The sequence below is a fragment of the Thiohalophilus sp. genome (assembly GCF_034522235.1).
Classification (GTDB): Bacteria; Pseudomonadota; Gammaproteobacteria; order UBA6429; family Thiohalophilaceae; genus Thiohalophilus.
The window spans coordinates 547,712-571,794 of the sequence record NZ_JAXHLN010000003.1 but is presented as its reverse complement, the minus strand read 5'-3'; the positions used below and the strand labels follow the sequence as shown (position 1 = coordinate 571,794).

Annotated in this window: 23 protein-coding genes; 13 read left to right on the top strand and 10 right to left on the bottom strand. The window is 58.8% G+C overall.

Translation table 11 applies throughout. The features are described 5' to 3' along the window. Positions 1–3: 3 nt before the first annotated feature. Entirely contained in the window at positions 4–744 is a 741-nt protein-coding gene (locus tag U5J94_RS05660) for a 16S rRNA (uracil(1498)-N(3))-methyltransferase (RefSeq protein WP_322564669.1), read from the top strand. A gap of 133 nt (positions 745–877) precedes the next feature. Here U5J94_RS05660 and U5J94_RS05655 read toward each other — a convergent pair whose 3' ends face one another. The 8 genes from U5J94_RS05655 to pilG all read right to left on the bottom strand — a co-directional run bounded on the left by U5J94_RS05655 (position 878) and on the right by pilG (position 12,662). After that, positions 878–1,393, bottom strand: coding sequence for a chemotaxis protein CheW (locus U5J94_RS05655; protein WP_322564668.1), 516 nt, complete (start codon positions 1,391–1,393; stop codon positions 878–880). Beyond that, positions 1,386–2,405 (bottom strand): chemotaxis protein CheB, encoded by a 1,020-nt coding sequence (locus U5J94_RS05650; protein ID WP_322564667.1) that lies wholly within the window; start codon positions 2,403–2,405, stop codon positions 1,386–1,388. Before U5J94_RS05650 ends, U5J94_RS05655 begins: the two co-directional genes overlap by 8 nt. 121 nt (positions 2,406–2,526) lie before the next feature. Continuing rightward, the gene (locus U5J94_RS05645; protein ID WP_322564666.1) at positions 2,527–8,247 is read right to left on the bottom strand and encodes an Hpt domain-containing protein; all 5,721 of its coding nucleotides are present in this window, start codon (positions 8,245–8,247) and stop codon (positions 2,527–2,529) included. Further along, positions 8,244–9,206 (bottom strand): CheR family methyltransferase, encoded by a 963-nt coding sequence (locus tag U5J94_RS05640; protein WP_322564665.1) that lies wholly within the window; start codon positions 9,204–9,206, stop codon positions 8,244–8,246. Before U5J94_RS05640 ends, U5J94_RS05645 begins: the two co-directional genes overlap by 4 nt. Continuing rightward, positions 9,160–11,187, bottom strand: coding sequence for a methyl-accepting chemotaxis protein (locus U5J94_RS05635; protein WP_322564664.1), 2,028 nt, complete (start codon positions 11,185–11,187; stop codon positions 9,160–9,162). The genes U5J94_RS05640 and U5J94_RS05635 overlap by 47 nt, the downstream gene beginning before the upstream one ends. A gap of 99 nt (positions 11,188–11,286) precedes the next feature. Beyond that, on the bottom strand, positions 11,287–11,838 hold the full coding sequence (locus U5J94_RS05630) for a chemotaxis protein CheW (RefSeq protein ID WP_322564663.1): 552 nt from the start codon (positions 11,836–11,838) through the stop codon (positions 11,287–11,289). Positions 11,839–11,843: 5 nt separating this feature from the next. Continuing rightward, the gene (gene pilH / locus U5J94_RS05625; protein ID WP_322564662.1) at positions 11,844–12,209 is read right to left on the bottom strand and encodes a twitching motility response regulator PilH; all 366 of its coding nucleotides are present in this window, start codon (positions 12,207–12,209) and stop codon (positions 11,844–11,846) included. A gap of 69 nt (positions 12,210–12,278) precedes the next feature. Next, on the bottom strand, positions 12,279–12,662 hold the full coding sequence (gene pilG / locus U5J94_RS05620) for a twitching motility response regulator PilG (protein ID WP_310693588.1): 384 nt from the start codon (positions 12,660–12,662) through the stop codon (positions 12,279–12,281). Positions 12,663–13,066: 404 nt separating this feature from the next. On the opposite strand from pilG, the gene gshA reads away from it, so the two are divergent. From gshA to U5J94_RS05560, 12 genes are all read left to right on the top strand, one after another. Then, positions 13,067–14,365, top strand: a complete 1,299-nt coding sequence (gshA, locus tag U5J94_RS05615; RefSeq protein WP_322564661.1) for a glutamate--cysteine ligase — start codon at positions 13,067–13,069, stop codon at positions 14,363–14,365. A gap of 5 nt (positions 14,366–14,370) precedes the next feature. Continuing rightward, on the top strand, positions 14,371–15,324 hold the full coding sequence (gene gshB / locus U5J94_RS05610; RefSeq protein ID WP_322564660.1) for a glutathione synthase: 954 nt from the start codon (positions 14,371–14,373) through the stop codon (positions 15,322–15,324). Between the two features lie 5 nt (positions 15,325–15,329). Beyond that, positions 15,330–16,400 (top strand): FAD:protein FMN transferase, encoded by a 1,071-nt coding sequence (locus U5J94_RS05605; protein WP_322564659.1) that lies wholly within the window; start codon positions 15,330–15,332, stop codon positions 16,398–16,400. Then, complete coding sequence (locus U5J94_RS05600) at positions 16,397–16,756, top strand: NusG domain II-containing protein (RefSeq protein WP_322564658.1); 360 nt, start codon at positions 16,397–16,399, stop codon at positions 16,754–16,756. The genes U5J94_RS05605 and U5J94_RS05600 overlap by 4 nt, the downstream gene beginning before the upstream one ends. Positions 16,757–16,980: 224 nt before the next feature. Then, a complete protein-coding gene (locus U5J94_RS05595; protein WP_322564657.1) occupies positions 16,981–17,490 on the top strand; it encodes a Gx transporter family protein in 510 nt (169 codons plus the stop codon). Continuing rightward, the gene (locus tag U5J94_RS05590) at positions 17,483–18,385 is read left to right on the top strand and encodes an energy transducer TonB (protein WP_322564656.1); all 903 of its coding nucleotides are present in this window, start codon (positions 17,483–17,485) and stop codon (positions 18,383–18,385) included. Before U5J94_RS05595 ends, U5J94_RS05590 begins: the two co-directional genes overlap by 8 nt. Positions 18,386–18,427: 42 nt before the next feature. Further along, entirely contained in the window at positions 18,428–18,991 is a 564-nt protein-coding gene (locus tag U5J94_RS05585; RefSeq protein ID WP_322564655.1) for a YqgE/AlgH family protein, read from the top strand. Continuing rightward, the gene (gene ruvX / locus U5J94_RS05580; protein ID WP_322564654.1) at positions 18,988–19,464 is read left to right on the top strand and encodes a Holliday junction resolvase RuvX; all 477 of its coding nucleotides are present in this window, start codon (positions 18,988–18,990) and stop codon (positions 19,462–19,464) included. The genes U5J94_RS05585 and ruvX overlap by 4 nt, the downstream gene beginning before the upstream one ends. Positions 19,465–19,486: 22 nt before the next feature. Next, on the top strand, positions 19,487–19,954 hold the full coding sequence (gene pyrR / locus U5J94_RS05575; protein WP_416224196.1) for a bifunctional pyr operon transcriptional regulator/uracil phosphoribosyltransferase PyrR: 468 nt from the start codon (positions 19,487–19,489) through the stop codon (positions 19,952–19,954). After that, positions 19,951–20,931, top strand: coding sequence for an aspartate carbamoyltransferase catalytic subunit (locus U5J94_RS05570; RefSeq protein ID WP_322564652.1), 981 nt, complete (start codon positions 19,951–19,953; stop codon positions 20,929–20,931). Before pyrR ends, U5J94_RS05570 begins: the two co-directional genes overlap by 4 nt. Further along, positions 20,931–22,214, top strand: a complete 1,284-nt coding sequence (locus U5J94_RS05565) for a dihydroorotase (RefSeq protein ID WP_322564651.1) — start codon at positions 20,931–20,933, stop codon at positions 22,212–22,214. The genes U5J94_RS05570 and U5J94_RS05565 overlap by 1 nt, the downstream gene beginning before the upstream one ends. Further along, positions 22,211–23,086, top strand: coding sequence for a dihydroorotate dehydrogenase electron transfer subunit (locus U5J94_RS05560; RefSeq protein ID WP_322564650.1), 876 nt, complete (start codon positions 22,211–22,213; stop codon positions 23,084–23,086). Before U5J94_RS05565 ends, U5J94_RS05560 begins: the two co-directional genes overlap by 4 nt. A 417-nt stretch (positions 23,087–23,503) precedes the next feature. Here the strand turns inward: U5J94_RS05560 and U5J94_RS05555 are convergent, their stop codons facing one another. Next, positions 23,504–23,767 carry a type II toxin-antitoxin system RelE/ParE family toxin gene (locus U5J94_RS05555; RefSeq protein ID WP_322564649.1) on the bottom strand — a complete coding sequence of 88 codons (264 nt, stop codon included), beginning with the start codon at positions 23,765–23,767 and terminating at the stop codon, positions 23,504–23,506. Further along, positions 23,754–23,987: a hypothetical protein gene (locus U5J94_RS05550; protein WP_322564648.1), complete on the bottom strand. Its 234-nt coding sequence runs from the start codon at positions 23,985–23,987 to the stop codon at positions 23,754–23,756. Before U5J94_RS05550 ends, U5J94_RS05555 begins: the two co-directional genes overlap by 14 nt. Between the last annotated feature and the right edge of the window lie 96 nt (positions 23,988–24,083).

Sequence of the window (24,083 nt, the reverse complement as noted above, 5' to 3'; positions counted from 1 at the left end):
CGTATGCGCATTCCCCGTCTCTACCAGGATTACCCGCTTGCTGTCGGTACCAGTGTCCAGTTGGATGAAACCGCCACACGTCACGGCATCCAGGTGTTACGCCTGAAGCCGGACGACAGAGTAACTCTGTTCAACGGTGATGGTCATGATTACCAGGCCAGGCTAACCGCCATTTCCAAAAAGCAGGCCACAGCGACGATCGAAAACGCGACCGTGGTAAACAATGAATCGCCCCTGCATACCCATCTGGCTCTGGGGATTGCCAAAGGTGAACGCATGGATTACGCGCTGCAAAAAGCCGTGGAGCTGGGCATCAATCGCCTGACACCGCTTGTCACCGAACGCTGCGTGGTCCAGCTGGATGAAAAGCGCGAGCAAAAACGCCGCCAGCACTGGCAAGGTGTCATCCGGGGCGCTTGCGAACAAAGCGGTCGGGCCCGCCTGCCACAACTCGATACGGTTATCGCCTATACCGACTTTCTTGTCGCCCCAGTGGCCGGACAGCGCATGATCCTCGATCCACGCAGTGACCGGACCCTGTCGCAATGCCCGCAACCGCAAGACCTGATCCTGATGATCGGCCCGGAAGGGGGCTTCACCAGGACAGAGCGGGAACTGGCCTATCAGCACGATGCCATCGGAATCCGCCTCGGCCCGCGCATCCTGCGCACCGAAACCGCCGTCGTCGCCGGCCTCACCGCCGCGCAGACCCTGTGGGGCGACCTGAATTATTCCTCTTCTTGAAAACAGTGGAAGTAACGCAAAGTACGCAAAGGCGCGGCGAACGCGAAGGTATAATGTTGAATGTTGAATGTTGAATTGGCTACCCATCCGCAATTCAAAATTTAAAATTCAACATTCAACATTCAACATTATATTAAACAACCTGCAGGCGCTCGATGCGGGATTCGAGGTCGTCGATGTCGGGGATGACCAGCGAGACGCCGTCGAGCTGAACAAAGCCGGCAATAGACTGCCGATTGCCAATATTGCGTGAATCCGGCGTGATCTGCTCTTCCCGCGCCAGTTTCAAACTGGGGATCCCCTGGGTCACGATGGCAACGTACGGAAGCCGGGGATTACCTTGCAGGGTATTGAGTACGGCGATGCGTGCCCCGTGCAGGGTGCCGGGGTTCTGCCCGCCGCTGGCCACCTCAAACGCGATCAGGGGGACTTTGTGTTCGCGCCAGGCAATCTTGCCCAGATACCACTCCGGGGCATCCGGCAGCGGCTCCGGTTCGAGATAGCCGACCATCTCTGCCACCGCGGCATTGGGTAGCAGTATCGATTCTTCGTACATCGGTATCTGCAGACAGTGAACGGCGTCACTGGCCTGTTTGCCGGTCACCGCCATCCCGTCGCGGCGCGTATTGATAGGGGTAATTTCAGCCATAGTCTGCCTGCCGTTGTGTCAGATATTCTACCAGTTTAGCGGCTAATTGCGCCGGAGTGCCAGTATAGCTGCTGAGTCCGGTATTGCGAACCTGGTCGGGCATGTTGCTGATGACACAGCTGTCCGCCTCCTGGGTCCAGATCGGGCCGCCCATGGCATGCATGGCACGTACACCCAGCACGCCGTCATCGCACATACCGCTAAAAATAATCGCCCCGCTGTTCGCACCGAAACGTAACCCGATATCCGTGATCACTGTATCGATGGAAGGCGTGTAAAAGGACGGGATCGACTGCGCAAGCAACTCGATCACGCCGATGGGATTGATCTTCAAACGCTGGCTGACCGGCACTACAATGACATCGCCATGACGCAGCGTGTGCCCGACCCGGGCCGGCATCACCCGTAAAGGGGTAATTCGATCCAGTTGTTGCGCCAGCAGAGGTTCAAAACTGGAACCCAGATGCTGGGCCAGAATCAGGCTGGCCGGCAAGTCCGATGGCAACTCGGCCAGGAAGTGCTTGACGGCATCGGGACCACCCAGTGATGCCGCCAACACCCAGACCTGACTGGCCAGCGCACTATCCCGCGCCAATAACGTGTCGTTGACAGTATAACTGCCCAGATCAATATCCGGCGCTTCCCATTCCAGCCGACCCGTAATTTCGGCAATCTTGCCCATCAGCGTACCGAACCATTTGCCCTGCCTCCCCGGCTCGTTAAACGCCAGGACGCTGACATCATTAAAAATGATCGGGATGTCGGTCGATTCAAGCAGCTTTTCCAGCAAGGAATGGTGCTTTTCATCCGCCTCATCGAGATCAATCAGCAAAACGTCGATCTTGTTGTGAGGAATTTTGGCGATGAAATTGTCGCTGAAAGGCTCGTTCAGCATGACCCGCAGGCCTGTCCGCTCAAAAACCTGCTGCAGCTGATTACGATGGCGCGAAGAAGCAGTGGCCACGGCGACGCGAATTCCGCGCAACTCATTCTGCTGCAGATTTACTGACATGAATATTTCGCCATCCGTAGAAGCAGGTTTACCGCGACCATCTTGTTAACGCCTGTTAGTATCGCGTCAAAAGCATACCTGGTTATCCATTGTTGCCAGGGGACGGGGGCGGGATAATAACTTAATGATCGATCAAGGTACCGATATTTTCCAGTAATGTTGCATCGTTATAGGGTTTACCCATGTAAACATTGACACCGACATCCATGGCGCGTTGGCGGTGTTTCTCACCCGTACGCGATGTAATCATAATAATAGGTATATCCTGGGTGCGGCCATCACCACGCATGTTAGCCGCCAGCTCGTAACCGTCCATTCTCGGCATTTCAACGTCCAGCAACATGACATCAGGGATCCGATCCTGCAGTTGAGACAGGGCATCGACACCGTCTTTTGCCTGAACCACCTCGAAGCCGTTGCGTTCCAGCAGGCGTGTCGTTACTCGACGCACAGTGATCGAATCGTCCACGACCATAACTACCTGCTTAGTCTGCACTTTCGGCGCTTCTTGCGGCGTGAGGTCGATCACATCTTCTTCATTCTGGACCGAAGCCAGGCGAACCAGTACCGCGAGATCCAGAATCAATACCACACTGCCGTCACCCATGATGGTTGCACCGGATATCCCGCGCAGGGTACTCAACTGCGGGCCGACCGGCTTGACCACAATTTCACGGCTCCCCGTCAGGCCTTCCACCCGAATCGCGGCACGATAATCACCACTACGTACCAGCAACAACGGCAGTCGCTCATCATCATCCGGCACCGCCGGCGCATTACCGCCCAACAGGTTGCCCAGATGTAACAGTTTGTAATCTTCGTTGATCCAGTGATAAACCGGCTCATCGCTTTGCATCAGAGTGCGCAGTTCACTGTTGCTGATACGCTCCACACCCTGAACATTGAGCAGCGGCACGGCATACAACTCATCACCCACATACACCATCAGGGCGCGCGATATCGCCAGAGTCAGTGGCAGACTGATGGTAAAGCTCGCCCCACGCCCCTCTTCCGTGTCGATTTCCAGCAGGCCGCCAAGCTGTTTGATTTCGCTGTGCACCACATCCATGCCAACGCCCCGACCGGCAATCTGGGTAACCTGTTCGGCGGTGCTGAAGCCGGACTGCATAATTACGTTGAGCAGGATGTCTTTGGTAACCTTGTCTTCCGGTTTGAGCAGTCCGCGTTCGATGGCTTTTTTATGGATGGCCTTCAGATCCATGCCTTTGCCATCGTCGTTGACCCGAATAATGATATCCGAGCCCTCGCGCGAAAGGGCCATATTGATTGTACCGGCAGCGGGCTTGCCGGCCGCCTGACGTTGTTCAGGACTTTCAATACCGTGCGCCACGGCATTACGCAGCATATGTTCGATGGGCGGGATAACCCGATCCAGTACCTGGCGATCCAGTTCTGCGTCCATCCCCTCCAGGTGCAATTCCACCTGCTTGCCTATTTCATCGGCGGTCTGACGCACAATACGCCGCAGACGCGGCGCCTGACCCGAGAACGGTACCATGCGGGTACGCATCAGGCCTTCTTGCAGTTCTGTGTTAACCCGGGACTGTTGCAGCAACAGGGTTTCGGACTCACGGGTGACATTGCCGAGAATCCCTTTGATACTGTCCAGGTCGTTGAGACTTTCCATCATCCCGCGAGACAGATGCTGCATCTGGGTAAAGCGGTCGAATTCGAGGGGGTCAAAGTCTTCGTAACCCTTTTCCAGGCGCTCTTCTTTTTTAAACTGAATCTGGGTCTCCGCTTCGATCTCGAACTGGCGTAACTGCTCACGCAAACGCGAGACGGTGTCATCCAGCTCCTGCAGGTTGAAACGAAAAGCGTTGGTCTGCTGCTCCATCCGTGAGCGGTAGATGCTTACCTCACCGGCGAAGTTGACCAGATTATCAAGCAGATCGGCACGTACCCGCACCTGTTCATACTGTACTCGCGAGGCCTTGCGCCGATCGCGCGCGCCGTCACCGTCGTCCTCGGCCAATTCCTGTGTCGTCGCGGCGGCAGGGGTCTCCGCTACCGGGGCAGGTTCCGAAGTCATTTGTGCCGCCGCATCCATCAGCTCAACCTCCGGCCCCTCTTCCAGGTTAATCACATCTTCCTCGACCTCGACAACTTCTCCGGATGTGTCATCAACCGTCTCCGTGACTTCGGCTTCGTTCTGCTCATCATTCGCCAATCGACTCTGACTGGAACGCCCCAGCAGGGTATCCACTTCCTGAACCAGATCCTCGGCCGGATACGGACGTAAGCTCTGTTTGACCTGTTCCAGCATACCGACTAACCGATCCTGGGCGCGCTGCACCAGCGTGAACATCGGCGGCGAAACCGGCATGTGCCCATCCACCACGGCTGTCAACATCGACTCGAGACTGTGGCCGAGATCACCGATTTCAGACACCCCGGCCATGCGTGCCCCGCCCTTGAGCGTATGCAGTTGCCGTTGCAGTGCCTCGATAAGATCCTGGTTATCCGGCTCATTGCGCCATTGCAACAGGGTGTTATCGCTTTGCTCGAGGATTTCCTCGCCTTCCTCAATGAAGATATCCAGCAGTTCCGAGTCATAATCCGCCGGCGGCGATTCGACGACCTCCTGCGGTTCCGGCGTTTGTTGCCCGGAGTCAGCGGGCCCCGATAGTTCGATCTCGTCAGCTTGCGGCATCTGCTGCTGGGAATCGGCGGACTCCGGGGGCTCAAAGTTATCCAGCAAGGACTGGATCGAGCCCATCAATCCGCTGTTTTCGGGCAGTTCTGCACCGGATTGCTCAATAATCTCGACCGCCCGCGTGACAAAGCCGTGCAGCATCTCCAGCAGTTCGACCGCGGTTTGATCCACAGATTGATTGTATTGCTGAAGTTCCTTGATATATTTTTCAAAAACGCCGCAAAGCTCGGAGACACTCGTTATACCGGTGGTGCGCGAGCTGCCGGTGAGGGTATGCAGGGCGCGTAGCAAATCGTTACTGGCGCTACGATCCGTATTGTCATACCAGTTGGTAATATACGTCTGCAGGGTCGCCAGGTGGGTTTCCACCTCCTTGCGGTAAATATCCAGCAGGACCGGATCAATCCCTGCCGCCTGCTCGTCATCATCCTCTTCGACACTCACGGCGTGTTCCGGGGCCTCTTGCGAAGCATCAACTGCCGGCGTGTCGTCAGGCGTCGGTGCAGCGGACTCGTCGAGCGCCACCGACTTGCCCTGACTGAGGGCATCGGCATGCGCCATCAGGGTCAGGATGGATTGCGTCGGTCGGGTTCCCTGGCGGAACTGTTCGAATATCCCGGGCAGGGATTGTTCGGCCTGCTCCAGAACCCGGTACATTTCCGGGCCGGGATCGATGGTCTTGTCGATAACCCGGTTGAGCATATTCTCAAATGCCCAGGCGAACTCGCCGACATCACTGGCACCCACCAGCCGTCCACTGCCTTTGAGGGTATGGAAAGAGCGGCGCAGATCCTGAAGTGCCTGTTCATCCTGATTGTTCTTCACCCACTGCGGCAGCAGGCGCTGAATATTGGCGTGCTCCTCTTGCGCCTCTTCCATGAAGATTTCGAGGATCTCATCATCGACTTCATCGATTCCGCCCGATACCGGCGCACTCTCCGGCTCCTTCGCGGGCGCTTCCGGCTTCCCGGCCACTGATCCGTCGGCTTCGGCCGGGCTTTGCGCAGTTGGTGTCTCGCTCGAATCAGACTCGGCGGCCTCGTCTTCTGCGAAGCTCAGATCAAAATTCTGTTCATCGGCATCCTCTATCCCCTCAAGCCCGATCTCATCGAGATTGTCGAAATTGACACTGAGATCATCGACCGTCTCCAGGGTGATGCTCTGTTCGTTATCGTCACTGTCCGTGGTGTCAAGTGACAGGGTGGAATCAGAATGTGCCTCCTGGGGAATATCCTTGAGAGTGTCATCCGTGCTGTTGGCGCGCAGCTGTTCTTCCCGCTCAGGCTCTTCCAGCTGCATAGTCAGCGAACTGTCGTCTGATGACACAGTGCTTTCATTGTCCTCCGGCGAGGGCAAATCCACCAGCGTGTCTTCGTCAGTCGGGCCCGCTTCGAGATTCTGGGGAATCGCCAGATCCGGCTGGGTGGTATCCGCGACCGGGGAACTTGCCGCAGCGGCGGACGCACCTTCTGCACCGCCCTGATCCAGATGATTCAGGCTCTGTTCGGCAACATTCAGGATGGCATCGGGGTTGCCCCATTTACCCGCCAGCGATTCCAGATAATATTCGATACTGCTGATGGCGTCGGCCAGATGATCCAGACTGTCTTCGTCCGGCGTTGCGCTCCCTGTCTGCAGCTTGCGGATGTGGTCGGTCAGCCGGTTCAGCAATCCGGCCGCCCGTTCCAGATTCAGTATCAGGATACTGCCACGGATCTGCTCGAACGAACGCGGCACCACATCCAGCATGTCGCGGTTGCCCGGGTTCCTGCTGAAATCGCTGAGAACCTCCTTGATTCGCGCCAGCTCAACCTTGGCCTGCTCGATGACGGTCTGCAGCAATTTCTGCCGCTCGACGCCCTGCAGGCGCTCGGCGCTTTCACTCTTGTCGGCGCTCTCGTCGTACTCCTCGTTGGCGGCCCGGGCGGTGGCGATCTCACCCAGGGAGTTCTCAATCGAGAGCATGGCGCCGGCCATGTCCATCAGAGTATTGTCATCCACTTCCCGTTCACCCGAGACCATCGCCTCGAGAGTTTCAATCTGCTCATTGATCACATTGCGCTGCACACCGAGCCCCAGCATACCGAGCGTATCCGCCATCTGCTTGAGGGTGGTGCAAAGAGGACGCAGTTCCTCGCTGTGCCGCTCTTCCGCCCGAACAAACAGATCCAGATTGTCTTTGACCCGGGTCAGGTCTTCCAGCAGCACCGTCGAGACGGTCTTCATCAACTGGGCGTTCGGACCGCTCAAGTCGGCACGCGCACGTTCCAGCGCACTGGCGCCGGGGAGGACATCCTTCAATTTGAACGCTTCTTTAATCTCGCGGGTCAGTTCTCCGTCCGACTGCGAGCTGGCCACGTAATAGAGCAGGTTTTTCAGCAGTTCGGCGGGCGGCTCATGGCTGAGCGCGGTCACGCCGTTATCAATAATCTTTTTGAACTGGCGATCCAGCTGACCGAGCAACAGCTTGATGGAAACATTGCTGTCCAGTCCGCCCTGACGCAGACTCTCGATCAGACCGCCGGCCACCCATAACAGACGGTTCATTTCTTCTTCGCTGGCCGATTCACGCAAGGTGCTGATGACCTCGGCAATCCGGGCCAGCGAAGCGTCGCTATCCTGATCGCGGAACCAGCCCAGCAATCCCAGATGATAGTTGTGCCGCAGTTTGCGGGTCAGTTCGCTGAGATTCTCGCCGGTGATGGTTTCATTGACCGGCGCCTTGACCGCCAGATCGGGATTGAACAGGGCATTTTCGGAAAGCAGGGATTCGCCGCGGGTCGCACGCATGTCATTGAGCAGCGGCAGCAGCACCATCGGCATGTCCTGGTGACCGGCCAACAGGTGTTCCAGATAATCGGGCAGCTGCAGAATACCCCGCATCAACACTTCATAAGCGTCGTTGCGATTACTGATTTTTCCCTCAAGCAAACTGTCGATGAGATGTTCCATCTCCTCGGCCGCCAGCGCGGCGCCATACAGCTCGACCATTTGCAGTGTGCCATACACCTGATGCAGATAGTTTTTAACAAATTGCAGCTGGGTTTCGTCCGCTTCATCCTCGACATACACTTCCAGCGCGGAACGCGCCTGACCTAGCGTGTCATCGAGCTCCGCTTTGACCCAGCTCAGCGTGTTGAGATCGAGCTTGTTATCCACGCTCATGCCTCAAACTCCGACGTTGACCGTCGATACGCCAGCGCGCCCTGCCGACTTTCGGCCTGCACCAGGGGATTTCGCCAATCAATAATTTCACCGGCGGCCAGCACCAGCAAACCGCCCGGTTTGAGGTGTTCCGCCAGATAATCGAGGATTTCCATGCGCCGATCATGCGGAAAATAGATCAAAACATTCTGGCAAAAAATAATATCCATCTCGCCTGTACGAGAGCGCCCCAGCTCCAGCAGATTCTGGCGCATGAAACAGACCCGTTGTTGTAATTCGGGAATCACCTGCACGTGCTGCTCGTCCAGCGCCTCGAAATAGTGTGTCTGAAACGATTCGGGCAGGTTTTTGATCCGGTTGCGATGATACACACCCTTGCGCCCGGCGGTCAGTGCCGCCGAACTGACATCGGTGGCGGTAATACCGAGATAGGCCTGACTGCCGCTATTGATAAACAGATCGTCGAGCAGGATCGCCAGGGAATAGGCTTCCTCGCCGGTGGCACAGCCGACACTCCAGATATCAAAACGCGCATTGCTTTGCGGATTCCGATCCAGCCATTGCCGGGCGTGACGCCGCACCACACTCAAAGCCTGTTCGTCGCGATAGAAACGGGTTTCGTGAACCGTCAGCCGATCGACCAGGATCTCCCATTCCACGGCACCGCGGGTCCCGGTGGTGAGATAGTTGAAATAGCTCTCATAATCGTCAATGCCCAGTTCCCGCATGCGAATATTCAGACTGGAGATCAAAAAGGAACGCCGCCTCTGTGGCAAATAGATGCCGGTGCGCCGCTCCAGCAGGGTTGCCCAGCGACTGAATTGCGCCTCATCCATCACCTCATTGGGTGAGGACACCGGCACGGGTTTGTTTTGCACGGCCGTCAATCGACGTCCCTCCAGCACTGTGCGGTTATTGTTGCGGCAGACGGAAACCGGCAACGGAATGGCGCAGTTCATTCGCCAGCTCGGCCAGATTACCGATGGAGGCCGCCGTCTCGTTGGTCCCGGCCGACGTCTGGGTGGTGATCTCCTGAATCACGTTCATGGTGTCGGAAATATTGGTCGCGGCCGTGGCCTGCTGTTTCGCGGCATTGGAGATGTGCGCAATCAGTTCCGCCAGATGGTTGGATACCGATTCGATCTCCTCCAGTGCGGTTCCCGCATCCTGGGCCAGCTTGGCCCCGTGAACTACCCCGGAAGTACTCTGTTCCATGGAGGTCACCGCCTCGTTGGTATCCGACTGGATCGCTTTAACCAGCGCGTCGATCTGCCGGGTCGCGTCACCGGAACGTTCCGCCAGACGCTGTACCTCGTCCGCGACCACCGCGAAACCACGACCCGCTTCACCGGCCATGGCCGCCTGGATGGCGGCATTCAGGGCCAGGATGTTGGTCTGCTCGGCGATATCGTTAATCAGTTCCACGATGTCCCCGATTTCCTGCGAGGATTCACCCAGACGTTTGATACGTTTGGAGGTCTCCTGAATCTGCTCGCGGATGGTGTCCATCCCGGTGATGGTACGTTGCACCGCATCGGAGCCCTTGCCCGCGATCTGTACCGCGCGCTGGGCTTCATCAGCCAGCTCGGCCGCGTTATTGGACACGCCCTCGATAGAGACCGCCATTTCGTTAATCGCGGTACTGGCGCCGGTGATCTGCTGCGCCTGGTGGTCAGAAGCCTCGGCCAGATGCATGGCCGTGGCCTGACTCTGCTGGGCGGCCGAGGAGACCTGCTCGGTAGTATCGTTGATCGCCGATACCAGACTGCGCAGAGCATCGATTGCGTAGTTAATGGAGTCGGCGATTGCGCCGGTGATGTCCTCGGTCACTGTCGCGGAGACTGTCAGGTCACCGTCAGCCAGGTCACCCATTTCATCCAGCAGGCGCAGGATTGCCTCCTGATTCTGGGCATTGGTCTGGGCGATTGCCGCACGCTGCTGCTCGATTTCCTTGAGTCGGTTGCGTGAATCGCGCCAGTAGAGCATACCCATCAACACCAGCAGTACAATGGTCAACCCGGCAAAGACATAAACCAGCAAGGCTTCATAACGCAGTTTGATAGAGCCGGCGTACGCCTCACTCAGCTCCTGGATATTTTCCAATACAATATCTGACTGGGACAACACCGCTTGCGCCGCGTTGGAAACGTCAAACATTTCCGGAGAACGTTCCAGAATCCCGCCGACCTGACTACGCAGGGCGCGGAACTGTTGCCGCACCTGTTCCAGTTTCTCGCGCGAGGCGGGGTCGGTGATACGGCGAATGCCCATATTACGGTTACCGCGTAACATGTCCTCGATAACCCGACCGAACAATGCGGCGTCACGACCGAAACGGTCCGCGGCGGTCACCGCTTCCTCACCACCGGCCAGTACGCGGTTAACGTTACTGTGAATACGCTGGGTCAACATCAACTGCCGGGTGGCGATATAGACCTGATCCGCCGGGGCCTGCTGTTCGGTCATGGTGGCGACCACCTCGTCGGACAGCGCCAGCAGGTTCGGAATCTGTTCATTGATGTTCTGGATATGCTCCCGCATGGTGGTCACCACCTCGCGGTTCTTGAGAATGATATCAACGTTATTACGGTACTCTTTCCAGGACTTGTTCAGCTTGTTCAGTTCAGCAGAAGCTTCCGGCGGTGTTCGCCCCGACTGCCAGCGGATCCCATCATCAAACTGGTTACGTACCTGCGACAGTTTCGGGAAAGCATCGAGATCACCGCGTGCCGCCTGGGTGGCGAACTTGGCAATCTCCTGCGACAGTACCTGCTGACTACCGGTACGGTTCACGTATTCCACGTCCTGCGCTTCTTTCTGGGCGTTGAGGTAGAAGCTGCCACCCATTGCCAGTACCGAGGCCAGTAATGCAAGACCCAACAGCGCGAGCAGACGGCCTGTGGATACGCCCCCTTTCAGACTGATACCTTTGACTTTCATAGCTTTACTCCTGCCATCGCATTCATTCCTGCCGGCATTGTTATAAACTGTGCTGTCCCGCCGTCCTGCCTTGCCGGTACAGACTGTGACACGACGCCCCTAACCACGTGAGGCGACCTCCATAAACCGGGGACTCTTCGCGAGATTGCGCATATCGAAAATGCCCCAGATATCGTTCCCCTGCTTGAACGCACCAGTAAGATAAACCGCCAGATTGGGGGACACCTCCGGCGACTGGTCGCTGCGCTCTTCCTCAAAAAAATGCCGCATGCCCAATACTTCATCCACCAGCAGGCCACTGGTAAAACCGCCCTGCTGAATCACCAACACCCGCGACTCGCGCTGCAGTTTGATCGGCTCCTCACCCAGAAAGGCCTTGAGATCCATCACCGGCACCAGGCTACCGCGAATATTGGCAATGCCCTTCACCCACGAGAGCGCGCTGGGGACCCGGGTCAGCGAAGGAAACTTGAGGATCTCAAGCACCTCATCGGTCGGCGAGACCAGCCGCTGATCACCGAGGCGGAAGCCGATACCCGACCAGGTGCGACGGACTTCCGTCTTCTGTGGCAGCCCCCGCGCTTTTTGCTGGCTGCGGGTCTCGATATCCCGCAGCAGCGCAAACGGCTCCTGGCTCCGGACTGCCGACATATCCCTCAGCCGCCCAGTACCGCGTTGATTTTGTTATTGAGATCCGTCTCATCGACCGGTTTGGTAATATAATCCTTGGCGCCCTGACGCATCCCCCAGACCCGATCCGTCTCCTGATCCTTGGTAGTCACGATAATAATCGGGATATTCTGGGTATCGGGATCTTTGGCCAGAGCCCGGGTCGCCTGAAAGCCGTTCATCCCCGGCATCACCACATCCATCAACACCAGATCCGGACGGGTTTCCCTGGTACGAGCAATACCACCTTCGGCATTATCCGCGGCATCGACCTGGTGGCCGTTTTTCTCCAGCATTCCCTTGAGCACGTGGGTCTCGGTCGGGGAATCGTCGACAATCAATATGCGCGCCATTTAGTTAAACCTCCTCCTAACACTGAACTGAACAGAATCGTGTCGTCACGTGACGGGTTGTTGTCAGATTTATTCCAGCACCAGACTCTTGATCGCCCCGAGCAACTCTTCCTTGGTGAAGGGTTTGGTCAGATATTGCTCCGAGCCCACGATCCGCCCTCGCGCCCGATCAAACAGCCCGTCCTTGCTGGAGAGCATGACTACCGGGGTTTCCCGGAAGACCTTGTTATTCTTGATCAAGGCAGTCGTCTGGTAACCATCGAGCCGCGGCATCATGATATCGACGAAAATGATGTCCGGATGGGTATCCGCAATCTTGGAAAGGGCCTCGAACCCGTCCTCGGCGGTAATCACCTCACAACCCACTTTTTTCAACAGGGTCTCCGCGGTCCGGCGGATGGTTTTACTGTCATCGATCACCAGGACCTTGAGACCTTCGTAACTGTCTGTCATTGCTTGCTCTGCCAACACCCGTGTGCACCTGCGTTGAAAATCAAGACCGACTGGAAATTATTCTCATTCTCATTAAACCCAGTATAGCCCAGTGTCGCCGATATTTAACACAGATTTGAGAAACAATCCATAAGTCCGTAGATTTTCTCGATTATTTCGTTTCCGTGTGACGGCGGCCCGGGCGCCGGGTCAGGAGAATGCCGGCCTTGTCGGCGTACTCCTGCTATAACGGCAGGTCGTAACGATACTTTATTTTTCTCATCGAACACTCGATGGCGGATATGGCCTGCGCTGGTGTCCTGTCACACGTCTGATGACGCCATCAGACGTGTGACAGGACACTCGAGCCATCTTGGGGTAGTATTTCACTATATTTGATACCTGAAAAGCCAGCGAGAAAATCCATGAGCGTTGAGCACCTGCATGCAGTCCCCCATCTGACCACCGCCCTGTCGGGTCCGCTGCACGATATCGAGTCCCATTTCCTGGCTCATCAGGCCCACATCGAGGCCTGGTTCCGCAGCGAATGGGTCAAGACCCCGGCACCGTTTTACGCGTCGGTCGATCTGCGCAATGCCGGTTTCAAGCTGGCCCCGGTGGACACCAACCTGTTCCCGGCCGGTTTCAATAATCTCAACGAAGCCTTCATGCCCCTGTGCATTCAGGCCGCGCAGGGGGCCATCGAACGGGTCTGCCCCGATGCCGCCAAGGTCCTGATTATCCCCGAAAGCCACACCCGTAATCCCTATTACCTGGAGAGCGTGGCGACCCTGACCGAGATCATTCGTAAAGGCGGCTTTGAAGTCCGAATCGCCAGTTTGAACGAGGAGCTGCCTCTGCCGCAGACGATCGAACTGGACTCGGGCCGTACCGTGCTGCTGGAAAAAACCGAACGCCGGGACAAGCGCCTGATCCTCGGCGACGACTTTGACCCCTGTGTGGTCCTGCTCAATAACGACCTCTCCGGCGGCCGCCCGGACATCCTCGAGGACCTGGATCAAAAGGTGATCCCGCCGCTGAATCTGGGCTGGGCCGACCGCCTCAAATCGGAGCACTTTGCCCACTATCGTTCGGTTGCCCGGGAATTCGCCCGCATGGCCGAGATCGATCCGTGGTTTATCGATCCGCTGTTTCGCAATTGCGGCGAGATCAACTTCATGAAGCGCGAAGGCGAAGAGTGCCTGCACAAAAATGTCACTCGCCTGCTCGGTGACATTCAGCAAAAATATGACGAATACAACATCGACAAAGCGCCCTATGTCATTATCAAGGCCGACGCCGGCACCTACGGCATGGGCATCATGGCCGTCCAGTCCGCCGAGGAGGCGCTGGAACTGAACCGCAAACAACGCACCAGGATGTCCAGGAGCAAGGGCGGCCAGGCCGTGACCCAGGTGATCATGCAGGAGGGAGTCTACACCTTCGAAACCTGGGGCGATCAGCAGGCGGTCGCCGAGCCGGTGGTCTATATGCTGGACCACTTCGTGGTGGGCGGCTTTTATCGCGTTCACAAGGAACGCGGCAGCAATGAAAACCTCAACGCCCCGGGCATGCATTTCGAACCGCTCGCCTTTGCCGAAACCTGTAACGCCCCGGACGAGAGCAAGGCGCCGGACGCCAATCCGAACCGCTTCTATGCCTATGGCGTCATCGCCCGCCTGGCCCTGCTGGCCGCCGCCCGCGAATACGCCGAGCATCCGTAACTTCCATGACGATTCAACTGGGCGTGGTGATGGATCCCATCGGATCCATTAATTATAAAAAAGACTCGACCCTGGCCATGCTGCTGGCCGCCGCCCGACGCGGCTGGCAACTGCAGTATATGGAACAGCCCGATCTCTATCTCGACGGCAGCCGGCCCCGCGCCCGCAGCCGGGCGCTGCAGGTGTACGCCGATCCGGATCACTGGTACGAACTGGGCCCCGCGCAGGAACAGTCCCTGGACGCGCTGGATGTGATCCTGATGCGCAAGGATCCCCCTTTTGATCTCGATTATCTCTACAGCACCCACATTCTGGAGCTGGCCGAAGCCGGTGGCGCACTGGTGGTCAATAAACCGCAAAGCCTGCGCGATGCCAATGAAAAACTGTTTACCACCTGGTTCCCCGACTGCATGCCGCCGACCCGGGTCAGCAGCCAGCCGGCCCGGATTCGTGAGTTTCTGAACCGCCACGAGGATATCATTGTCAAACCGCTGGACAGCATGGGCGGCAGCATGGTGTTCCGGCTGCAGCGCGAGGGACTCAATACCGGCGTCATTCTGGAGACCATGACCCAACACGGCAAACGGCTGATCATGGCCCAGCGCTTTGTGCCCGAAATCCGCGAGGGCGACAAGCGCATCCTGCTAATCGACGGCGAGCCGGTACCCTATGCCCTGGCGCGGATCCCGGCCGCCGGCGAGACCCGCGCCAATCTGGCGGCAGGCGGCCGCGGCAGCGGGGTGCCGCTGAGCGAACGGGACTATCAGATCTGCGAACAGGTGGCGCCGGTACTGCGCGACAAGGGGTTGCTGTTCGTCGGGCTCGATGTCATCGGTGACTATCTGACCGAAATCAACGTCACCTCGCCCACCTGTATTCGCGAACTGGATGAACTTTATCAGCTGAATATCGCCGATCAGTTAATGCAGTCTATCGAACAACATTTATCCTCACAGTGAACATCATGATCCGTTGTAAAGCCCTGTTTAGCAGTTTTATTTTCGTTTTCCTGCTGGCCGCCTGCCAGCAACAACCCGAACCCGAAGCACACAAGACCACCATGATGGTGTTCGGCACCCTGGTCACCATCACCCTGTGGGACGTGGAAGAGGAAAAAGCCAACGCGGCGATCGACGCCGTGGCCGAGGATCTGAGCTTCATGCACGAGGCCTGGCATCCCTGGCGCCCCGGCCCCATGGGCCGCACCAACCAGTTGCTGGGAATGACCGGTGAGTTTACCGGCAACATCTCGGTCTTGCCGCTAATCGAAAAATCCCGGGAATTGAGTCGCAAGAGCCACGGCCTGTTTAACCCGGCCATGGGGAAACTGATCGCCCTGTGGGGTTTCCACCAGGAGGATCTGTTCGCCAACTTCCCGCCGCGCCAGGAAGAGATCGACGAACTGCTGGCACAGAACCCGCAGGTCAGCGACATCAAGATCGACGACGTACGCATCAGTAACGATAACCCCGCCGTACGTCTCGACCTGGGGGCCATTGCCAAGGGCGAGGCGGTGGAACGCAGTATCGACTATCTGCAGTCCATCGGCATCGAACATGCCATGGTCAACGCCGGCGGCGATCTCAAGGCCATCGGCCGTCACGGCGATCGCCCCTGGCACATCGGCGTGCGCGATCCACTCACGCAATGTCAGGAAAAGAACCAGGCCGAGTGCATCATCGCCCGGCTCGACGTGCGACATAACGAAGCCGTCTTTACCTCGGGCGATTATGAACGCTATTTCGAATATGGCGGCAAACGTTACCACCATATCCTCGACCCGCGCACCGGCTATCCGGCGGATCAGACCACCTCCGTGACCGTCATTCACCACGACGGCGCCACCGCCGACGCCGCCGCCACGGCGCTGTTTATCGCCGGGCCCGGGCAGTGGCCGCAAATCGCCCGGGACATGGGCATCGAACAGGTGATGTTGATCGACAAACAGGGCCGGGTATACATGACCCCGTCGATGGCTGAACGTATCGAGCTGCAGGATGATGGGCTCGACACCGTGATTCAGGCGTTGCCATGACCCTGGCCGACAAGGCCGTGGTAGTCATGGCCTTGCTGGCGGCCGGGCTCAGTTATTACCTGGCCTGGCAACCGTCCGCGCCCGGCACCCTGGTGGAAATCTACCGGGACAATACACTCTATGAACGCCATGCACTGGATGAACCGGCCACCCTGAGCGTGCCGGGCAAGCTGGGCGACAGCATAATCGAGATCGACCAGGGGCGGGCCCGTTTTCAATCCTCGCCCTGTACCGGCAAGTTCTGCATCCATGCCGGCTGGATGCAGCAGGCCGACGACGTCATCGCCTGTCTGCCCAACGGCATCCATATCCAGATCCAGGGCGGCCAGGGCCGCTTCGACGCGATTGCCTTTTGAAAACATTTTTCACCGCAGAGAGACGAAAAGCAATTTTGAATGTTGAATTGTAAGTTTTGAATTTTTATGCCGGGGAATACGGAAACATCAAGCAAATTTATCAGGCCACTGGTGCGGTGAACTATTAATTCAACATTCAACATTCAACATTCAACATTAAAAACTCAACATTCCCCCTGTCTCTGCGTTAAGCTCTTTTTTTCAGTTACCCCGTAACCTCAACATTGAAACTCGAGTTAAAGCCCACTGCCGAAGATCACCGTATTGCCTGGCTGGCGGCGGCGGCGGTGTCGATCCATATTCTGGAGGCGCTGTTGCCCAGTCCGCTGCCCGGTTTCAAGCCAGGCTTTGCCAATATTATTACCATCTGCGTGCTGTGCCTGTACGGCTGGTCGACGGCGGCCTGGATCAGTCTGCTGCGGGTGTTGGTGGGCAGCCTGTTGCTGGGCACCTTTTTATCACCCACTTTCATGCTGTCGCTGGCCGGCGCGCTGGCCTCGTTGCTGATCCTCTGGCCCATGACCCGCCTGCCCGGCACCGGTTTCGGGCCGGTCGGGTACAGCCTGGCCGCGGCCATGGCCCATATCAGCGGTCAGTTCCTGCTCGCCTGGGGGTGGTTTGTCCCGCATGCGGGGATCTGGAGACTGTTTCCGGTTTTGCTGACCTTTGCCGTGCTGGTGGGACTGGTCAACGGTATAATTACCCAGAAGGTGGTAAAACGTCTGCATGACTGAAGTGGTACGCGACAATTCAAGCACGGTAACCCATGGCGATCGGTTCGGGATGACCCTGTTCCTGGCGCTGGCGGTGCACGCGATTCTCATTCTCGGGGTGGGCTTCGATCTGACCGATCCCGATGCCAATGACGCCCTGACCACCATGGAAGTCACCCTGGTGCATAACGAATCGAAGACGGATCCGGAGGACGCCGAATATCTGGCCCAGGCCAACCAGGAAGGCGGCGGCAACGTGCAGGAAAAGGTCCGCGACAGCAGCCCGTTCTCCAACCCGCTGCCGACCGAGGAGAGCGGTATGGCCCCCGACAGCCGCCGGGCCCTCGCACCGCCCCCCATGCCGGAACAGGAATCCCGGCAGGAAGTGATGAGCGCCAAACAGGCGCCGGACAAGGTCGACAGCGAGCCGCAACAGATCGAGGAGCCGCCCCGGCCGACGGACGTCACCGCCGCCCAGCTGTATGAGCGCAGCCGGCAGATTGCCGAGATCAGCGCCGAGATCGACGACATGAAAAAGGCCTATCAGATCACCCCGCGCGAGACCTACGTGCGCGGCGCCAAGGCCCGCGAACACCGCTTTGCCGCCTATCTCGATGCCTGGCGCGCCAAGGTCGAACGGATCGGCAATCTCAACTACCCCGAGGAAGCAGTGCGTAACGACATCACCGGCGATCTGCTGCTGGATGTCGCCATCAACCCGGACGGGACGCTCAAGTCGGTACGCGTGTTGCGCTCGTCCGGCCATGAGGTACTGGATGAGGCGGCGGAGAATATCGTGCGCCTGGCCGCGCCGTTTCCGCCGTTGACCGAGGCGATCCTGGAGGACACCGACGTGCTGCACATTCCGCGGATCTGGCAATTTAAAAGCGGATCAATGCTGGGGTTAACGCGCTAGATGCAACTTGTCTGTATCGCCATCCTGCCCGATACTTGAACCATGAGTTACATCGCCCAACTGAGTAACCACTTTCTCATCGCCATGCCGAGCCTGGCGGATCCCAACTTTGAGCACACGGTCACCTATCTGTGCGAGCACAACCCGCAGGGCGCGCTGGGCATCATTATCAACCGGTCCACCGATCTGACCCTCACCGATCTGGCCGAACAGCTCAGCATCGAGGTGACCGAGCCGGAGCTGGCCGACACGCCGATCTATCAGGGCGGTCCGGTCCAGCTGGAGCGCGGCTTTGTGCTGCACACCCCGCTGGGTGAATGGGACAGCACCCTGGAAGTCACCCCCGAGGTGGGACTGACCATGTCCCAGGACATCATCGATGCCATCGCCGGCGGCGTGGGGCCGCAGCAGTTTCTGATCGCCCTGGGCTATGCCGGCTGGGGCGAGGGCCAGCTGGAAGAAGAGCTGGGGAGCAACAGTTGGCTGAACGGCCCGGCCGACAGCCGGATCATTTTCGACTACCCGGTAGAAAAACGCTGGAGCGCCGCCGCGGCGGGACTCGGCGTGGACATCACCACCCTGTCGACGGACGTGGGCCACGCGTGAGCCGGCCCATAAACCGGCCCCGTAACCGACCAAGAACCCTGCTGGGGTTCGACTACGGCACCCGGCGCATCGGTGTGGCGGTCGGTCAGGAAGTCACCCGCAGCGTCGCCCCGCTCACCACCCTCAGTCGCAAGACCGACAAACCCGACTGGGACGCCATTACCCGGCTCATCGCCGAGTGGCAGCCCGATTTGCTCGTTGTCGGCCTGCCCCTGACCCTGGAGGGGGAAGACCAGGACATGACCCGGCGCGCAAGACGCTTTGGTAATCAGCTCAAAGGGCGTTACAATCTGCCCGTCGAGCTGGTGGACGAGCGGCTCACCTCCTACGAGGCCGAACAACTGCTCGAAGAACGCTCGCACAATGGAGCCGGCCGCAATGATCCCGAAGATATCGATCAGGTGGCCGCGCAACTGATACTGCAAAGCTGGTTCGACCAGCAACCGACGGAACAACATGAGCGAAACCCGTGATGTCCAGACCCTGCTGAGCCAGATGGCCGGCAATCTGCAATCCCTGCTCGACTCACGGCATATCAGCGATCCCGCCATCATCGGCATCCACACCGGTGGCGCCTGGATCGCCGAGCAGATCCATCAGCAGCTCAGGCCCGAACAACCGCTGGGCACACTCAACATTACTTTCTATCGCGACGATTTCACCCGCATTGGTCTGCACCCGCAGGTGGAGCCGTCCAACCTGCCGTTTTCGGTCGATGACCGGCATATTGTCCTGGTCGACGATGTGCTGCACACCGGGCGCACCATCCGCGCCGCCATGAACGAAATTTTCGACTACGGCCGGCCCGCCTCGATCATCCTGGCAGTGCTGGTCGAGCGCAGCGGTCGCGAACTGCCTGTCTGCGCGGAGGTGGCCGGCGAGCGCCTGAACCTGGCCGCACACCAGCATGTGAAGCTGACCGGACCGGACCCGCTGGTGCTGTTGATACAGGAGAGCAAATGAAGCGGCAGGATATTCAATGCGACAGTCAGGGCCAGTTGCGCCATTTTCTGACCATTGAAGGGCACAAACGCGAGACCCTCACCCAGATCCTCGATACCGCCGAAAATTTTATCACTGTCGGCAACCAGCCGGTCAAAAAAGTCCCGCTGTTGCGCGGCAAGACCATCGTCAACCTGTTCTTCGAATCCAGCACCCGCACCCGCACCACTTTCGAGCTGGCCGCCAAGCGTCTCTCGGCTGATGTGCTCAACGTCAACATCAGCACCTCCTCCACCAGCAAGGGCGAAAGCCTGCTGGATATGTTGCATAACCTGGAGGCGATGCACTGCGACATGTTCGTGGTGCGCCACGAACAAAGCGGCGCGGCGCACTTCATCGCCCAGCACGTGGCGCCGCATATCAGTATTATCAACGCCGGCGACGGGCGCCATGCGCACCCGACCCAGGCGATGCTGGATGTGTTCACCATTCGCCGGCACAAGCCCGACTTCACCGCGCTGCGGGTGGCCATCGTCGGCGATCTGATGCACTCGCGGGTGGCCCGCTCGCAGATCCACGCGCTCAACACCCTGGGCGTACCGGAGGTCCGCGCCATCGGCCCGTGCACCCTGATCCCGCCCTATCTGCAGCAGATGGGCGTGCACGTCTACAACGATGTGCGCGAGGGACTGAAGGACGTGGACGTGGTGATCATGCTGCGCCTGCAACGTGAGCGCATGGACGGCGCGCTGCTGCCCAGTGAGCTCGAATACTTTCAGACCTACGGCCTGACCCAGGAGAAACTGGCGCTGGCCAAACCCGACGCCATCGTCATGCATCCCGGTCCCATCAATCGCGGCGTGGAGATCGAATCCAGCGTCGCCGACGGTCCGCAATCGGTGATCCTGGAACAGGTCAGCAACGGCATCGCGGTGCGCATGGCGGTCATGTCGGTGGTGCTGGGCCGTAAACCATCCGGCGAGGAGGGGGAAGCCTGATGCGCATTCATATCAAAGGCGGCCGCCTCATCGACCCGGCCAACGGTCTCGACGGTCGCCACGATCTGTACATCGCCGACGGTCAGGTAGTCGCCATCGATCAGGCCCCGGACGGCTTTAGCGCCGATCAGGTAATCGACGCCACGGATCAGATCGTCATCCCCGGGCTGGTGGATCTCAATGCCCGCCTGCGCGAACCGGGCCAGGAGCACAAGGCCACCATCGCCAGCGAAACTCGCGCGGCCGCCGCCGGCGGCATCACCACCTTGTGCGTGCAGCCGGATACCGATCCCATTATCGACACCCCCGCGGTCTCTGAGCTGATCCATCACCGCGCCCGCCAGGCCGGCTACGCCCGGGTGGTCACCCTGGGCGCCCTGACCGTGCAGTTACAGGGCGAGCATCTGAGCGAGATGGAAGAGCTGATGCGCGAGGGCGGCTGCATCGCGGTCAGCAACGCCCTGCAGCCCCTGAACAACACCCTGGTCTATCGCCGCGCGCTCGAATATGCCGCCAACTTCAATCTGACGGTGTTCATCTACGCCAACGATCCCTGGCTGAGCAACAAAGGCTGCGCCCATGAAGGGGCGATCAGCACCCGCCTGGGCCTGCCCGGCATTCCCGAGTCGGCCGAGACCGTGGCGGTGGCCCGGGATCTGATGCTGATCGAGCAGACCGGCGTGCGCGCGCACTTCATGCATTTGAGCTGCGCCCAATCGATTCAGAAGATCGCCCGCGCCCGGCATGACAACCTGCCGGTCTCCATCGATGTGGCCGCGCACCAGCTCTATCTCACCGAGATGGACATCGGCGATTTCAACAGCGCCTGTCACGTCATCCCGCCGCTGCGCACCCAGCGGGATAAAGACGGGCTGCGCGCCGGGCTGGGCAGCGGCACCATCAACGCCATCAGCTCCTGTCATCAGCCGCACGATGCCGACGCCAAGCTGGCGCCGTTTTGTGAAACCGATCCGGGCATCTCGGCGCTGGAGACCCTGCTGCCGCTGACCCTGCGCCTGGCCGGGGAAAAGGTCCTGTCCCTGTCCGAGGCCATCGCCCGCATCACCAGCGAGCCGGCCCGGATTCTCGGTATCGACGGCGGGCGCCTGGGCGTCGGCGACCGCGCCGATGTCTGCATCTTCGATCCGCAGGAGCGCTGGACCGTGGATTACAACACGCTCGCCAGCTGCGGAAAAAACACCCCGTTTCTCGGCTGGGAAATGCAGGGCCGGGTCAGCCACACCCTGCTGGCCGGCCAGTCCGTTTATCAGGTGAACCTGTGAACGCCGCCCGAGCCCATCGCGATACCATTTTTGTCGAAGAAGCCGAGATCCTCGAACACGACGCCCACGCCGGCGATCAATACACCCTGCGCCTGCAGGCGCCGCAGATTGCCGCCCATGCCCTGCCCGGCAGCTTCGTGCACCTGAGCGTCAACGCCCTGCGCCCCATGCGCCGGCCCATCTCCATCATGCGGGTCGATGCGCAAAAGGGCTACGTCGATCTGCTGTATAAAGTCTTCGGCGAAGGCACCGCGCTGTTAGCGCAACATGAAAACGGCGACACGCTGAACCTGATGGGCCCCATCGGCAAGCCGTTCGAGTTTCATCAAGACAAGACCCGGCCGCTTTTGATCGGCGGCGGGGTCGGCATGCCGCCGATGATCTTCTGCGCCGACGCCCTGCGCAACGATAAAACCTATCAACCGTTCATGATCCTGGGATCGGAAGTCCCGTTCCCGTTCGAAAGCCGGCCATCGGAATTTATCATTCCCGGCATGCCCGAGGGGGTCATCGCGGCCATGCCGCTGGCCGAGCAATGGAACATCCCCTCGCGATTGACCAGCACAAAGGGGTATCCCGGTTGCCATGACGGCTACGTCACCGATCTCGCCCGCCACTGGCTCGATGCCCTGAGCGGCGAAGAACGCAGTGAAGTGGAAATCTTCAGCTGCGGCCCCCATCCCATGCTGGAAGCCGTGGCCAGACTGGCCAAAGAGTACGACCTGCCCTGCCAGGTCTCGCTGGAAGAGTTCATGGCCTGTGCCGTCGGCGGCTGCGCCGGCTGCGTGCTGCAGGTCAACACCGACACCGGCCCGGCGATGAAACGGGTCTGCGTGGACGGGCCGGTATTCGATGCTTACGCTGTTTTTTGATAAAAGGCTTCAACGCAGAGGCGTTTATGCCCGTTGTTTGGGTGCAGAGGATCGCAGAGTAAAAACTGTTTCGTCATTCCGGCGAATGCCGGAATCCAGACTCCAGCCACGCTCCGTAGGCCCGATATAGCACCCTGCGGGCATAAACTCCGCGGTATCGGGCGTTACCTGTCAAAGACCACGCCACATAATTAACTGCCTGTACATAATTATTCAACTCTGCGTTCTCCGCGCCTACACAATGGGCATAAACTTTTTTGCGCGATGTACAGGGATGTACAAGTGTCGCGGGAGGCAGGACGACCTGAGCAAAGCGAAGAAGTGCTGAATGAAACCCGAAGGGGTTCTACAGTGCGCCGGGAGCGACCCTCCGCGTTAATTCCCAGAGAACGAAAGAAAAGTACCAGTACCAGCTCACTAACCCCGCTTGTAAACCGCCTTGCGATGGCCGACCTTGACCACTATGACAACCAGTTTTGTATCCATCACTTCATAAATAATCCGGTATACGCCCTGACGCAGACGATAGCGCGCCTGCCCGGAGAGTTTCTCGCAACCGGGCGGCCGGGGATTGCGCTTCAGCGATTCGAAGCAGCGAAGAATTCGCGCAACGTCTTTTTTGGGCAGGAGACGCAGATCTTTTGCGACGGATTTTTTAACGACCAGTTTATAGCTTGCCATGGGCCTTGAGGTCTTTGAGTAACGCCTCATAGCTCATGGTCGGTTCAGACACCCGCTCATCGAACGCCGCCAGATCGTCTTGATCCTCGGCCAGCGCGGCCCGCACCGCCTCGTTCACAATCTCTGACACCGAGCGGTGGCTGTGCGCCGCCTTCAGCCGCAGCGCCGAATGAATCCGGGGATCGAAATAGATGGTCGAACGTTTGGAAAGCTCCGCCATGGCACACCTCCTCAATCAAGCAGGGACATTACAGCATCATAACGTTATAACGTCAAGACGTCAAGACGTCACACCATGATTGCGACGCCAGAATGC